Consider the following 13752-nt stretch of genomic DNA (forward strand, 5'->3'; position numbering starts at 1 on the left):
AAGAAAGAATACCGAAGTTCAAGCAAACAATGCAAAGGATGTCCTTTGCAAGCTGAATGTTTAGGACGTACAGCCAAAGAAAAAAAGTTCTCAGTAACCTACTACAAAGAAGAGTATGATAGAAATATCCAACGGGTAGAGAGTAAACAAGGCAGATACATGAAAGCCAAACGCCAAAGTACAGTAGAACCTGTCTTCGGCACACTAACACAATTCATGGGCTTAAGAAAAATCAATACCATCGGACTACAACAAGCCAACAAGGTAATGCACCTCTCGGCCATAGCTTATAACCTGAAGAAGTACCTGAAGTTCACTCAAAAACGGGCAAAAAGTGGAGCAAAAGCTCTGCAGTCTTTGCTTTGTAAAATAAAAACTCTGCAATACTTAATCAACTCTTATTTAAGCCCTCTAAATTTAGCGTAAATCCAACATAAATAAAAAGACAAAAGCCCTGAAAAGGGCTTAAAATGACTTGCTTTTTGGATTTTTATTGGCTTGTGCAACGGTTACCCATGTTAGCCATTGTTTTTTAGGTTTACAACATTTTGTTTTTCATTCATGATTCTTAGGTGTGAGCAGTTTTTCTCATACATATCTTTTTTCCTGTAAATCACACTCTTTAGGTCAGGGTTAGTTAGCTCAATAATGTAACGGGCAATTAATTCTAGAAAAACATTCACATCATTTATATGCTTGTATTTATTGGCGTAATCATAGTTGATATTTTGATTGCCGTTACCACCATGAGCAACTGTGTTTCTGCCAGTGTTATATATGATCTGCCCTAAAGATTTAGATTTAAGGTATGGATGCGTATTCCAATATTCTACAATTTGTTTTGACTTCCTTTTTAATTCAACCATCAGATTTAGATATTGAGTTTTTCTTCTTTTGACCAATTCCCCTGTCTTATGATCATGGTCAGATCCGTAATCCAGGAAATAAATAGGAATAAATCTGTGCTCTAACATTTCGTTATAGTAATACTCAATTACATCCTTTAGCTCCAAATTACTGGTTTGGAAAATCTGCTGATAATGATAGTTTTTAGCGTACTCAACAATTCTGAATAGAAATACACACCTAGGTAAAGGTTCAATCTGCTTCAATGAAGAATGATATAGATTGAATAATTCCCTAAAATTAATGTCTGGGAAAATTATGAATTTGGTATTGCGGTAAAGTTTGAAAATTGGACTTGAAAGACTTCTAAATTCTCCTTTGGGATCGTTGAAATACTTTGTGCTGGTTAATGTTAACAGATCAAGAATATCAAATTGGTCATACAAATTTGAGAGCTTTTCATTAAAAGATTTATTCTTAGTCAATAAGAAATTAGGAGTAACTTGAAAAAATGCAAGCATGTTTAGGAGATCTATTTTATCTCCATTTTGAGATTCATCCTTGTACAAAATACTACTCCCGAATTTAGAGTTTCCAATACTGATTTCTTTGTAAATAATGGTCTCTTTTGGAAATCTTAAATAAAAACCGCCACCTAGAAATTCTTCGTGTTTATACGTAGAAAATTGATAATTTTTTAATTCAAAGATGGCTTGATTAGTTTCATTTAATTGTTGATTTAATTTCCTCAGTGTTTGAACCTGAACCTTTTTTTCAAAAGATAACTCCTGATTTATTTTAAAGAGTTCTGAAAGAGTAGAGTCAATAAAATCTTTTGATTCAGGATTGTATGATAAACTTATTTTAGTTGTGCCATTCTCTATTCCTGAAATTAAGGATTTTAAATGTTTTGAAAGAGCTTTATATACCTTCAGTTCATTTTCAAGAATTACTTTCTGTTCAGCTATATCATCAGTCTGATTAAACTTTTTATGAGCCTCTCGAAATAGTTTGTCAAAATTGTCAACTCGTATAAAATTCAAATAAATCCCTGCCTCAAATCGGTCAGGTAGGTCGATTTGAAAATCATCCACAACTAGACTGCTCTTAATATTTTTTAATTCTGGATTCATCTAATAATGGCTAACCAGTTATATATTTATAAAACTACACTTTTATAGATAAACGTTTCAGGATAAACCTATGTTCGTCTAAACTTTATCCCATTTTTGATAAAATTAATTTTAATAAAAATCTATAACATCCATTTACAAGCTTTTAAAATAGAAAAAAGGCGATTTAATGAAGTTTGAACTTCATTAAATCGCCTTTTTATAAATATGGATCCTTTAAAATCCTATTTAATTGATTTATTCGCTTTCGATCGCGACTTCTTCAACAGAACCCAGCAGTTCGAAATCGATGGTTCTTTTGACTAGATCCGCTTTTTTGACGCGTACATAAACCACGTCACCAAGCTGATACATCTTCTTGGTTTTTCGGCCAATGATGGCATAATGCTCTTCGTTGAAGTCGTAGTGATCGTCAGATATATCCTTCAATCTCACCATACCTTCGCATTTGTTTTCTATAATTTCGATGAAAACACCAAAGTCAGTCACACCGGAAATAACGCCTTTGTACTCGGTTTCTTCCTGGTCCTGGATATATTTCACCTGCATGTACTTGATGGAATCCCGCTCTGCATTGGTAGCCAGTTTTTCCATTTCGCTGGAATGCTTGCATTTTTCTTCGTACTCCGTTTCACTGGCGCTTGGCTCTTGGTCCAGGTAGCGCTGCAGTAAACGGTGTGCCATCACATCCGGATAACGTCTAATCGGTGAGGTGAAATGCGAGTAATAATCGAAGGCTAAACCGTAATGTCCAATATTTTCTGTTGAATAATAAGCCTTACTCATGGTACGAATCGTCAAGGTATCGACCAAATTCTGTTCTTTCTTACCCTTCACATCTTCCAGAAGGCTGTTGAGCGTCTTAGCAACGTCTTTTCTGTTCTGGAAGTTGAGAGTATAACCAAATTTGGAAACGACAGTGTTTAAGGCTTCCAATCGATCTTCCTGCGGCTCGTCGTGACAACGGTAGACAAAGGTTTTTTTAGGTTTCTTTTTCCCTACAAACTCAGATACTTTCCTGTTGGCAAGAAGCATAAACTCCTCGATCAGTTTATTGGCATCCTCACTGGTTTTCACATAAACCCCTGTTGGATTGTTCTCTTCATCGAGATGGAATTTCACTTCCACTTTATCAAATGAAATGGCCCCTTGCTGCATACGTTTGTCACGCATGGTTTTAGCCAGGCTGTTTAAGGTTAATACAGCTTCTACAATTTCCGGCTGAACATCGTAAGCCTTTTGAGATAATGAAATATCCGCAGGAATGTGCTTGTCTTCAGAATCGATGATATACTGTGCTTCTTCATAAGCAAAACGCGCATCGGAATACGTAACCGTTCTTCCAAACCATTCGCTTTTTACTTTACCGTCTTTGGTGACTTCAAACAACGCAGAAAAGGTATATTTTTCCTCATTTGGCCGCAATGAACAGGCGCCGTTGGATAAAACTTCAGGAAGCATAGGAACCACACGATCTACCAGATAAATGGAGGTCGCCCGGTTATAAGCTTCTTCATCCAGGATAGTTCCCGGCTGAACGTAATGCGCCACATCGGCAATGTGAATTCCTATTTCGAAATTGCCATTTTCCATTTTTTTGAAGCTTAAGGCATCATCAAAATCTTTGGCATCGGCAGGATCTATCGTAAACGTAAGCGTATCTCTAAGATCTCTTCGTTTCTTAATTTCCGACTGGTGTATTTTGGTATCAATGCCATTGGCAAATTCTTCAACTTCCGGTGGAAATTGTTCGGGTAAACCGTAACCTGCTAAAATAGCATGCATCTCGGTTTCATGCTCTCCGGGCACGCCAAGAACTTCAGTGATTTCACCCTTAGGTGAATCGTCTTTATCTTTCCATTGCAGAAGTCTGACTTTAACCAGCAATCCGTCTTCGGCATCGTGCATTTTATCGTTGGGTACGAAAATATCAGTGTACATTTTTGAACTGGCTACCACTACAAAACCGAATTTCTCCTTCTTGTGGAGTACACCTACAAAATCTGTTTTATTTCTCGTCAGTACAGAAATGACTTCACCTTCCGATTTGGAGCGCTCGCGTTTTTTGAAAACATAGACTTTCACTTCGTCGCCATCCAGCGCATGATTCAGGTTTTTATTGGAGACATAAATATCCTGCTCCATATCTTCAACCATCACATAGGCATCTCCACGGGAGGTCATATCGATGATCCCGGTATGAAAATCCTCTTCTCCGTCAAATTGAAATTTCTTGTCCTCCATATGTTTCAATTGACCTTTGGCGGTCAGCTGTCCCAGAAGACGAATGACTTTATTTCTGGTCTTGGTATCCTCTATTTTTAATTTTTCCAGGACATATTGGTAATCAAAACTCTTATCGGATTGTTTTTTGAATAGGTCCAGGATTTTTTTTGATAAACCTCCATCCTGAATGTCTGGGGCTTGGAAAGGTTTTTTGCCTTTTTTCTTTTTACTCATAAGTTGTTAAATAATCTTCGCTAAAAGTAATATATAATAATTGGAATGCGAAATTGGTAAACTAAATCTTTGTTAAGTCCTTTGTATGAATGATTTAACAATTTAATGATGTTAAAATTTCATTATATTGACTTTTAAATGATACCCATTGTTAAAATTTTTATAATTTTGTATATATATTCAAATTAAATGTTGAGGCCTTTCAAAATATACCTTGTCTTCATTCTCATCTTCTTGGTAGGGTTCCTGGGAATATATCTGTACATCTGTTTTTTCTTAAATAAACAAATTTCTACAGTTGAATCAAGCCTAGATCAACCTCTAGTTTACTTTTCAACTTTGCTATAAGAAAGATTAAATCTGCTATAAATCTGTCAGTAAGCTGATTATATTTCTTATTTTTAAAATAAAAATGAATAACTTCATCAAGCTGGCAGTATTTACATATCCTCATGAATATACAGTACTTAAGCTTCTCTTAGAAAAAGAAAATATCCGTTTTTTCTTTCAAAATGAAACCGTCATAGGTGTTATTCCTTTTTATTCTAATGCTTTAGGGGGGATTTTCTTAAAAGTACACCCGGAAGATCTAAAAGAAGCTAAAGCTATTTTGGAAGATTACAATTTTGAAAATCACCTTCATATTGTTTAAAGTTAAGTCGGATACTTTTAGAATTTATACCAGTCCAGGTTTATAAAAATAAATTTTCAAATTCATTCTTTTTTCCACTTATCCACAATCTATAATACTATTATTCTTTTTTTATAAATTTTAAAATTAAACATGATGATTACTATTGCTCGTGTATAACTGGAAAACTTTTTTCATTTTCATTTTGATTTAATGATAACTTAGTTTATCCACAATCTTCGAGTCTTTTATTTATATATAAAACTTTGATTCTCATACTAAATTGGAAAAGTTATCCACAATTTAAGTATGAGTTTAAACCTCTATTTTGGAATAACTTTTTTTTAGTTCTCTGTGGATAACTTTCAAAAGTGAACGTAAAAGTTTTTGAAATTCAGTCTCTAAAAATTTTATTAAATCAGATTTTTATCTATCTCCATTTTAAGTTTGATTCACCAAATTATCTCTTCTTTTTTTTTACTGAAGTTATCCACACTTTATTAAAAATTGCAGCCAGTAAAACCGATTCAATTTGAAAGTTATCCACAGCTGTGGATACTATATTTCATTTTATCTTAAACTCCTGAAAGACAATGCTGAGCCTATAAAATTCATCACAATTCCATAATTACTGAATTAAACCTTAACTTTGTGTTTTCCATTTAAAAACTACACTTATGACAATTTCTATTGGTAACGATCACGCGGGCACGACCTACAAAAATGCCATTCAAAATTATTTACTTTCACAATCCATAGAAGTGATTAATCACGGAACAGATTCAGAAGATAGTGTAGATTATCCTGATTTTGTGCATCCTGTTGCAGCGGATGTTGAACATGCTACATCGGATTTTGGTATTATCATTTGTGGTAGTGGTAATGGTGCTAATATGACTGCAAATAAGCATAAGGGCATCAGATCGGCCTTGTGTTGGAATACAGAACTGGTCGCTCTTGCCAGACAACACAATAATGCTAATATTTTGAGTCTTCCTGCTAGATTTATTTCCTTGGAGGAAGCTATTGATTTTGTAAAAGTTTTTCTTAAGACTTCTTTTGAAGGTGGCCGTCATGAAAGACGAGTTGAAAAAATTGCTCCTCAATAGTCTATTTTGAGTTATACTTCTTCATATCAAAATTCACAGAAAAATTTACTTTTTTCTATAGTTCTCAATATTATAATTACAGCTTCCCAGGTTGTGGGTGGATTTTTAAGTGGAAGTCTTGCTTTGCTTTCAGATGCACTTCATAATTTTACAGATGTTGTTTCTTTAGTCATCAGTTATGTAGCGTCAAAATTTTCTGCCAAAAGCGCGACCTCCGATAAAACCTTTGGCTATAAGCGTGCCGAAATCATGGCTGCTTTTGTGAATTCTGCTAGTCTGATCATTATTGCTGTTATTCTTATTAAGGAGTCTATTGTTCATTTTATAAATCCAAGGACTATTAATTCCGATTTGGTGATCTGGCTTTCCGCTTTAGCTATTGTTGGTAATGGTTTAAGTGTTTTGCTTCTATTGAAAGACAGAAAAACCAATATGAATCTTTCTTCTGCCTATTTTCATCTGCTTACCGATATGCTTGCTTCTGTAGCTGTCCTAATAGGAGGCCTTTTGATGAAATTTTATGGAATTTATTGGATAGACAGTGTGCTGACTTTTGCTATCGCCGTTTATCTCATTTTTGTGGGCATGAAGCTCTTTAAGGATTCTTTTAAAGTATTGATGCTTTATACGCCAACTCATATAGAAATTGAAGATATTGTTACCAAAATCAATGCCCTGCCTCTTGTTAAAAACATGCATCATGTGCATATTTGGCAATTGAATGAAATAGAATTGCATCTGGAAGCTGAAATTGATTTCAAAGAAGATATTACCTTATCTAAATTTGATAAGCTTCTGGTTGAAATCGAAGACATTTTGCTTAAGGACTATGGGATTAATCATATCAATATTCAGCCAGAATTCAATAAATCAGATAATAAGAACATCATAGTACAAGACTGATGAAGACAACAATTTCACTTTTTACAGAACTTTCCACTCAACAGATGTATGATATTTTACAATTGCGCTCAGAGGTTTTTGTCGTAGAACAAGATTGCGTGTATCAGGATATTGATGGGTATGATGACAAAGCCTACCATGTGTTGTTTTATGACCATGCTAGTTTAGTCGCTTATTCAAGGATTCTGCCCCCGGGTACCTATTTTAAGGAACTGAGCATAGGCAGAGTCATTGTAAAAGAAACGCACAGAAGTCAGAAATTAGGTCATGAACTGATGAAAGCCAGCATTGCCTTTGCACTTAAAACCTATCCAAAATCCATCATCAAAATCTCCGCCCAGCAGTACTTAATAAATTTCTATAAAAGCCACGGTTTTGTAATTTCTGGTGAAGGTTATCTGGAAGACGGCATTCCTCATATCGGAATGAAGTTGGTGAGTCACTAATTCACAGAGTTTACGCGGAGTCCGTTTTCAGGTTTAAGGTTAAGGCGTTGTAAAGGAATTTTTTGATGATATTTCCTACAAATCACCAAATGTTCATCATCAATTTTATAGTTTCTTAACTTCAGTTTATAATGCCTGGCTTATGCTTTCTCAAGGCATTTTCAAACACGCTTTTATCGGTAATCGCAAGCATTCTGGAAACCATTTCTTTGCCATTTTGAGGAGAAATGGGTTTGCTAAGCTGCTTGTATTGAGTACCTGCTTTTCGAGTCTTTATACAGAGGTTCCTTAAGCTCTTTCTTAGTTATATCCCAATATCTCTTTATAGCTATTTTTGTTATTCAAAAGAGAAATAGCTCTATCTATAACTTCCCCTTTTTCTGTATAATAAGTATATACCGCATCATCGTATCCAATTATTCTTAATATGTTTTCAGTGATGAGTTTTTTCAAGGTCTGGGTTTCTTTCTGAAATGCCTCTTCTTTCTCCTTATTTAGTTCCTTTTGAAGATCTATTAAGGACGATTGTATGGAGCTTAAGTAATCTTCTGATTCTGCAATGTCTTTAAGTTCATCTATTTTTTTATCCGTATCGGTTTCAAATTTGAAGTTATTTTCCTTGATAAACTTTTTAAAATCATCGATAATAGTTTGATTGAATTTGAAGTTTTCAAGTTTCAAATCTCTGTTTCTACTGATATAATTCACAGAAAAATCGAAGATCACATTTTCTTTTTTCAAAGCCTTTACCAATTTGCTTTCCTTCTCAACATCTACTACAATATCCGGTTTTATACCACCTCCATCATAGACGCTTCTTCCACTTTTGGTTTTAAATTCAGTGTATTCATTTTTTTCTTTTCTGATGCTTTCTCCGTCCATATAATCAAGTGCCTGAATACATCTGCCGCTTGGCGTATAATATCTTGATATGGTGATTTTGGCCTGAGTGCCGTAGTTCAGTTTTTTAGGGCGTTGTACCAGTCCTTTTCCAAAACTCCTGCTTCCAATCACCACAGCTCTGTCCAAATCCTGAAGACTTCCAGATACTATTTCACTGGCTGAAGCTGAATTTTCATTGATGAGTATGGTTAAAGGAATTTCGGTATCCAGGGCTTTGTTCTGGGTCGCATAAGTTTGGTTATACTTTTCTATAGCCGATTTTGTAAAGGTTATGGTAGTTCCTTTCTCAATAAATATATTGCTTACGTTTACTGCTTCAGAAAGCAGTCCACCAGGATTATTTCTAAGGTCAAGAATGATTTGGGTGGCTCCTTCTTCTTTTAATCTTTGAAAAGCTTCAATAACTTCAGATGAAGCTGATCTTGAAAACTGTGAGAGTACGATATAACCGGTGTTATTTTTTAAAAGTTTGAAAAAAGGAACTGCCTTTTCTTCAACCATGCCTCTTACTAAAGTCATTGTTTCAACCTCAGAATTACGATTTACTTTCAAGATAACTTCCGTATCTGCACTACCTTTTAATAATTCTCCTGCATCTTCGTTATAATCCTCCACCTGAATATCGCCTATACTTATAATTTTATCCCCGATTTTTAGCCCAGCTATATCTGCAGGGGAACCTTTTTGTATATTCCGAATTAAAATAGACTCTGGAGTGCTTATGATTTCTGCTCCTATCCCCGTATAATTTCCAGAATTTTGGATTCTGGCATTTTGTATTTCCTGTTCATTCCAGTAAATGGTATAAGGGTCCAGATCATTTAACATTGCCTCAATAGCGGTGTTCATCAATGCTGCTGGATTTACTTCATCCACATAATTCATATTGATTTCTTTGTACAGATTGGTGAAAATTTCAATCTGTTTAGCGATTTCAAAAAAATCATTTTTATAGGTTGTAAACCCATAACTAGTTAAAGCCACTACGATGGTTAGTATGAAAAGTTTTATTTTTTTCATGTCAATTCCTTTAAAAGAGATTTTAGAGTTTCGTGAATTTTTACAGAGGCTACTTTCTTTTTGCCTATATAAGTAATCATCACTGCAAATTTGCTACCAAAATCTGTTAATTCATGTTGATTCAAACGGTATGCTTCTCTTAATTGTCTTTTGATCTGATTGCGATCCACAGCGTTTTTAAAATTTCTTTTTGGAACGCTTACCCCCACCTTGTGCCTATTTTCCTCATGTTCGGTATAACGAATCAATATGGGAAACGATTTTATCGTTTTCCCTTCTTCAAAAACCTTTTTTATCAGTTTTTTTGATTTTAGTTTTTCCTCTTCAGGATATGTGAAGGATTTCAAATTCATTTGTGTAAACTAAAAAGCAATACCTCTTTCTGAAGGTATTGCTTTTGAAATTAAAAAAATTATATTTTTATTTTAAAGCATCAATACCCGGAAGGCTTTTACCTTCAAGCATTTCTAACATGGCTCCTCCTCCGGTAGATACATAACTCACTTTGGTATCAAACCCAAATTTTTTTGCAGCCGATACACTGTCTCCGCCACCAACTAAAGAAAATGCTCCGCTTTCTGTCGCTTCTGCAATAGCCTCAGCAAGTGCTATGGTCCCTTTTGAAAACGTATCCATTTCAAAAACACCCAGAGGTCCATTCCAAAGGATAATTTTGGATTTCTTAATCACCTTTGCAAAATTTTCTCGGGATTGCGGACCTGCATCCAGTCCCATCCAGCCCTTAGAGATATTTTCGATATTTTCTATTTTGGTTTCAGAATCATTATCAAATTCCTGGGTGACAACACTATCGACTGGCAAATGTATTTGGACATTTTGCTCTTTGGCTTTTTGCAAAATATCGAGTGCCATATCCTGTAAATCTTCTTCAACAAGAGATTCACCAATATTTCCTCCCTGTGCCTTTATAAAGGTAAAGGCCATACCACCACCGATGATAAGATGGTCTACTTTCGGTAAAATATTTTCAATCACGGTAATCTTTGATGAGACTTTGGCACCACCAAGCACAGCGGTAACCGGCTTCTCGGAAGAATTCAAGACTTTATCTAGGCTTTCTATTTCCTTTTGCAGGAGAAGCCCCATGGCTTTATCTTCAAAAAATTTGGCTACAATCGTAGTTGAAGCATGAGCTCTGTGCGCTGTACCGAAGGCATCGTTTACATAAATGTCTCCCAAACCTGAAAGCTTTTTTGCAAACTCCTCGTCTCCTTTCTTTTCTTCTGGATAAAATCTAAGATTTTCCAGCAGAAGAATTTCACCAGGTTTTAAAGCTTTAGCCGTCTCTTCTACAGTTTTGCCTATACAGTCTTCAATAAACTTGACCTGCACGCCAAGCACATCTGATACAGCAGAACGGATATGTTTTAAGGAGTATTTTTCTTCTTTCCCATCTGGTCTGCCCAAATGTGACATTAATATAGCACTTCCTCCATCTTCTAGAATCTTGATAATAGTTGGCTTTGCACCTTCAATACGGCTTTTATCGGCCACTTCAAATTCTTTATTTATGGGCACGTTAAAGTCAACTCTGACGAGCGCTTTTTTATTTTTAAAGTCGAAATCATCAATGGTTTTCATCACTTGTTTTTTTCTGAATTAACTTCAAATTTAATCAATTAATCTTTCAAAAGGCCTACAGCTTTGTTATTTTAGCCCTATGACTTTTGAAAGCATTTTAGGATTAGATCACCTCAAAAATCACCTGAGGAATAGTATAATAAACAACAGAGTTCCACATGCTCAATTGTTCACAGGTTCGACAGGTTCTGGTATTTTGCCTATGGCCATCGCCTTTGCAAGAGAATTGATGATTCAGCAGTCTCCAGGTCATCGTGAAAGTTCCATTGTGAATTATATGGCTAAGCTTACCCATCCCGATTTACATTTCGTTTACCCCATTACTAATACAGCCAGCTCCCCTAAAAAACCAGTTTCTAAAGATTTTATCTCAGATTTTAGAAGCTTTGTAATAGATAATCCTTACCAGACCTTATACGACTGGTATATGCAAATAGGTATTGAAAAAAAACAGGGTTCTATAAATGTTGATGAAGCTGCCAATGTAGTCAAATCCTTGTCTCTGAAATCTTATGAGGGTGGCCCCAAAGTCATGATTGTTTGGTGTGCCGATAAAATGAATACTGCAGCCTCCAACAAACTTTTAAAATTGATTGAGGAACCACCCAGGAATACCTATTTCATTTTAATAACCGAATCTCCTGAAGACATTTTACAAACGATACGATCCAGATGCCAAACCTTAGATTTCCCGCCACTAGGTGAAGCTGATCTTATAGACGGGCTCTTATCCAAATTTGATATGTCTAAACAGGAAGCGATTAAAATCTCCCAACAAGCCGACGGAAGCTTCTCTAAAGCTATTCATCTTGCTGAGCACAATTCTGATGATGAGCACTTTGAAAAATGGTTTATAGCCTGGGTAAGGAGCGCTTTTAGAGCTAAAGGAAACAAGCATGTCGTTACTGACCTTTTAGACTGGTCGGATGAGTTGGCCTCTGAAACCCGAGAAACACAAAAACGTTTCCTTAATTACTGTATACACTTCTTTCGACAAGCGCTTTTGAATAATTATAAAGCCAGTTCTTTGGTGTATTTAACACCTTATGATACTCAGTTCAAATTTGATAAATTTTCCGACTTCATCACAGGGGCAAATATTTCTGAAATTTTTGAAGTTTTGGAAACCGCTATTTTCCATGTGGAAAGAAACGGAAATGCTAAATTAATTTTTTCTGATTTAGCCTTGCAATTAACCCGTTTTTTGCACAAAAAATAAAGCCACCAGCTTTGGCCGATGGCTTTATGAATTTTTATAGAACAGCAGCCTATTCCTCGGTAGATTCTTTCGAACTTTCCTGTCCTGCATTTAATATTTCCAAAATATCTTCAGTGATATCCAAACCTTCTTTAGCATACATAATGTTTGCAGATTCGTTGGATCCAAAAATGAAAGCATAATTTCTTTCTTTTCCATATTCAGCTACATAATCTTTGACTTCTGAAATAATAGAGTCGATTGCCTGATCACTTTCCTGTCTCAGCATTTGGCTTTTTTGCTGTTGTTGCTGCTGAAGCATTTGTTGCTTCTGCATCAACTCATTTTGTCTTTGTTCTTTCTGTTGCGCAGACATTCTGTCCATTCCTTCCTGAAATTCTAAAACTTCTTGTTGAAATTCTCCAGCAACAGAATCCAATTCCTCAGATAAAGCCTGACTTTTCTTTTCGAATCTGGCTTCAGTCGTTTTCATCTTGTAGTACTCCTGAATTAAAACCGTATTATCGACATATGCACTTTTATCTTGTGTACAGGACATTAATGAAGCAACTACAGCTAAACTTAAAATTATTTTTTTCATGGTATATTTTGTTTCGACAAATGTAAAAAAAGATGTTAGAGGACCATAAAATTATTTCGATTATAAAAAACTATTAGAAAACCGAAAATTATAATTTAAATTTATTTTTTTTAACTCGTTTTTACTTGATTTAAGCGCATTTTACATTTAAAACGATGTTTTATACCGCATATCTTTATTTGCCGCCTTCTAAGCCTTCTTTTGAAGTATAAAGAGGTTAGATGAGAACTCTTTTGTTTGAATTGCTTTCATGTTTGAAACCAAGCCTCTCCAGAGGCCTTTTAATTTGGAGTTCCCTTTATAAGTTTCAGAAACCATCGAAATATAAAAGGCATCGAATGGCATGGGTCTTATTTTAACTAATTCTAAATTATGACGATCAGCTAAGTCTTTTATATTATCCCTGCTGAAGTGCCAAAGATGTCTGGGGACATCCCAGGCGGCCCATTTCTCTTTATAATACTTTGCATCGTCCGAATTATAATTTGGAACCGCTATGAGTAAGAGTCCCCTTGAATTTAATTTAGTCAGAAGCTGATTTAAAGTTTCTTCATAATTTTTTACATGTTCTAAAACATGAAATAAGGTAATTGCATCATAATTTCCCTGAATTTCAGATATATCTTTATAAACCTTAATATCTTTTTCTATAGCTTTTTGAAAAGCTACAGAGGTTGGTTCAACACCTTCAGCTTTTATTCCCTTTTTTTGAAGATAAGTTATAAATTCCCCGGTACCGCATCCAAAGTCTAAAACGCTTTCAATCTTCTCTGAGTGATTTATTAAGCATTTTAATTTGGTTTTAAACATTTGGTTTTTTACTGCATTATAAATGCTATGAAGTAAAGTTTTCTGTTCCGAATGATGAGAAATATAACCTCCAAAATTATAATACTTTGA

At 34.9% G+C, this 13752-nt stretch carries 13 protein-coding genes; 6 read left to right on the forward strand and 7 right to left on the reverse strand.

The window, feature by feature from the left end; all coding sequences use genetic code 11:
- On the forward strand, nucleotides 1-426 hold a 426-nt coding region (locus BLP81_RS11195; protein ID WP_143002835.1), incomplete at its 5' end, for a transposase.
- A gap of 92 nt (nucleotides 427-518) precedes the next feature.
- Here BLP81_RS11195 and BLP81_RS11200 read toward each other — a convergent pair.
- Both BLP81_RS11200 and rnr read right to left on the reverse strand, forming a co-directional pair.
- Nucleotides 519-1979 carry a hypothetical protein gene (locus BLP81_RS11200; protein WP_093368731.1) on the reverse strand — a complete coding sequence of 487 codons (1461 nt, stop codon included), beginning with the start codon at nucleotides 1977-1979 and terminating at the stop codon, nucleotides 519-521.
- A 237-nt stretch (nucleotides 1980-2216) separates the two neighbouring features.
- The gene (gene rnr, locus BLP81_RS11205) at nucleotides 2217-4439 is read right to left on the reverse strand and encodes a ribonuclease R (RefSeq protein ID WP_093368737.1); all 2223 of its coding nucleotides are present in this window, start codon (nucleotides 4437-4439) and stop codon (nucleotides 2217-2219) included.
- Nucleotides 4440-4851: 412 nt separating this feature from the next.
- Here rnr and BLP81_RS11210 point away from each other — a divergent pair, with 412 nt between their 5' ends.
- The 4 genes from BLP81_RS11210 to BLP81_RS11225 all read left to right on the forward strand — a co-directional run bounded on the left by BLP81_RS11210 (nucleotide 4852) and on the right by BLP81_RS11225 (nucleotide 7528).
- Nucleotides 4852-5091 carry a hypothetical protein gene (locus tag BLP81_RS11210; RefSeq protein WP_093368740.1) on the forward strand — a complete coding sequence of 80 codons (240 nt, stop codon included), beginning with the start codon at nucleotides 4852-4854 and terminating at the stop codon, nucleotides 5089-5091.
- A 656-nt stretch (nucleotides 5092-5747) separates the two neighbouring features.
- Complete coding sequence (rpiB, locus tag BLP81_RS11215; protein ID WP_093368744.1) at nucleotides 5748-6179, forward strand: ribose 5-phosphate isomerase B; 432 nt, start codon at nucleotides 5748-5750, stop codon at nucleotides 6177-6179.
- A gap of 6 nt (nucleotides 6180-6185) precedes the next feature.
- A complete protein-coding gene (locus BLP81_RS11220; RefSeq protein WP_093368747.1) occupies nucleotides 6186-7082 on the forward strand; it encodes a cation diffusion facilitator family transporter in 897 nt (298 codons plus the stop codon).
- The gene (locus tag BLP81_RS11225) at nucleotides 7082-7528 is read left to right on the forward strand and encodes a GNAT family N-acetyltransferase (RefSeq protein WP_093368750.1); all 447 of its coding nucleotides are present in this window, start codon (nucleotides 7082-7084) and stop codon (nucleotides 7526-7528) included. Before BLP81_RS11220 ends, BLP81_RS11225 begins: the two co-directional genes overlap by 1 nt.
- Before the next feature lie 300 nt (nucleotides 7529-7828).
- On the opposite strand, the gene BLP81_RS11230 is transcribed toward BLP81_RS11225, so the two are convergent.
- The 3 genes from BLP81_RS11230 to BLP81_RS11240 form a co-directional block, all read right to left on the reverse strand.
- Nucleotides 7829-9451 (reverse strand): S41 family peptidase, encoded by a 1623-nt coding sequence (locus tag BLP81_RS11230; protein ID WP_093368753.1) that lies wholly within the window; start codon nucleotides 9449-9451, stop codon nucleotides 7829-7831.
- Nucleotides 9448-9804, reverse strand: coding sequence for a ribonuclease P protein component (rnpA, locus tag BLP81_RS11235; protein WP_093368756.1), 357 nt, complete (start codon nucleotides 9802-9804; stop codon nucleotides 9448-9450). Before rnpA ends, BLP81_RS11230 begins: the two co-directional genes overlap by 4 nt.
- A gap of 67 nt (nucleotides 9805-9871) precedes the next feature.
- A complete protein-coding gene (locus BLP81_RS11240; protein ID WP_093368759.1) occupies nucleotides 9872-11053 on the reverse strand; it encodes a phosphoglycerate kinase in 1182 nt (393 codons plus the stop codon).
- A gap of 79 nt (nucleotides 11054-11132) precedes the next feature.
- On the opposite strand from BLP81_RS11240, the gene BLP81_RS11245 reads away from it, so the two are divergent.
- Entirely contained in the window at nucleotides 11133-12272 is a 1140-nt protein-coding gene (locus tag BLP81_RS11245) for a DNA polymerase III subunit (RefSeq protein WP_093368762.1), read from the forward strand.
- 49 nt (nucleotides 12273-12321) lie between these two features.
- Here BLP81_RS11245 and BLP81_RS11250 read toward each other — a convergent pair whose 3' ends face one another.
- Nucleotides 12322-12852 (reverse strand): OmpH/Skp family outer membrane protein, encoded by a 531-nt coding sequence (locus tag BLP81_RS11250; RefSeq protein ID WP_093368764.1) that lies wholly within the window; start codon nucleotides 12850-12852, stop codon nucleotides 12322-12324.
- A 189-nt stretch (nucleotides 12853-13041) separates the two neighbouring features.
- Nucleotides 13042-13662, reverse strand: a complete 621-nt coding sequence (locus BLP81_RS11255; RefSeq protein WP_245686462.1) for a class I SAM-dependent methyltransferase — start codon at nucleotides 13660-13662, stop codon at nucleotides 13042-13044.
- Nucleotides 13663-13752: the final 90 nt, after the last annotated feature.

Origin of the sequence: Psychroflexus sediminis (assembly GCF_900099815.1) — a bacterium.
Classification (GTDB): domain Bacteria; phylum Bacteroidota; class Bacteroidia; order Flavobacteriales; family Flavobacteriaceae; genus Psychroflexus; species Psychroflexus sediminis.

What these genes read in the sequence shown, in the direction of transcription:
- BLP81_RS11200 (WP_093368731.1), bottom strand. Translation starts at nt 1,979, where the DNA reads ATGAATCCAGAATTAAAAAATATTAAGAGCAGTCTAGTTGTGGATGAT.
- rnr (WP_093368737.1), bottom strand. Translation starts at nt 4,439, where the DNA reads ATGAGTAAAAAGAAAAAAGGCAAAAAACCTTTCCAAGCCCCAGACATT.
- BLP81_RS11210 (WP_093368740.1), top strand. Translation starts at nt 4,852, where the DNA reads ATGAATAACTTCATCAAGCTGGCAGTATTTACATATCCTCATGAATAT.
- rpiB (WP_093368744.1), top strand. Translation starts at nt 5,748, where the DNA reads ATGACAATTTCTATTGGTAACGATCACGCGGGCACGACCTACAAAAAT.
- BLP81_RS11225 (WP_093368750.1), top strand. Translation starts at nt 7,082, where the DNA reads ATGAAGACAACAATTTCACTTTTTACAGAACTTTCCACTCAACAGATG.
- BLP81_RS11230 (WP_093368753.1), bottom strand. Translation starts at nt 9,451, where the DNA reads ATGAAAAAAATAAAACTTTTCATACTAACCATCGTAGTGGCTTTAACT.
- rnpA (WP_093368756.1), bottom strand. Translation starts at nt 9,804, where the DNA reads ATGAATTTGAAATCCTTCACATATCCTGAAGAGGAAAAACTAAAATCA.
- BLP81_RS11240 (WP_093368759.1), bottom strand. Translation starts at nt 11,053, where the DNA reads ATGAAAACCATTGATGATTTCGACTTTAAAAATAAAAAAGCGCTCGTC.
- BLP81_RS11245 (WP_093368762.1), top strand. Translation starts at nt 11,133, where the DNA reads ATGACTTTTGAAAGCATTTTAGGATTAGATCACCTCAAAAATCACCTG.
- BLP81_RS11250 (WP_093368764.1), bottom strand. Translation starts at nt 12,852, where the DNA reads ATGAAAAAAATAATTTTAAGTTTAGCTGTAGTTGCTTCATTAATGTCC.
- BLP81_RS11255 (WP_245686462.1), bottom strand. Translation starts at nt 13,662, where the DNA reads ATGTTTAAAACCAAATTAAAATGCTTAATAAATCACTCAGAGAAGATT.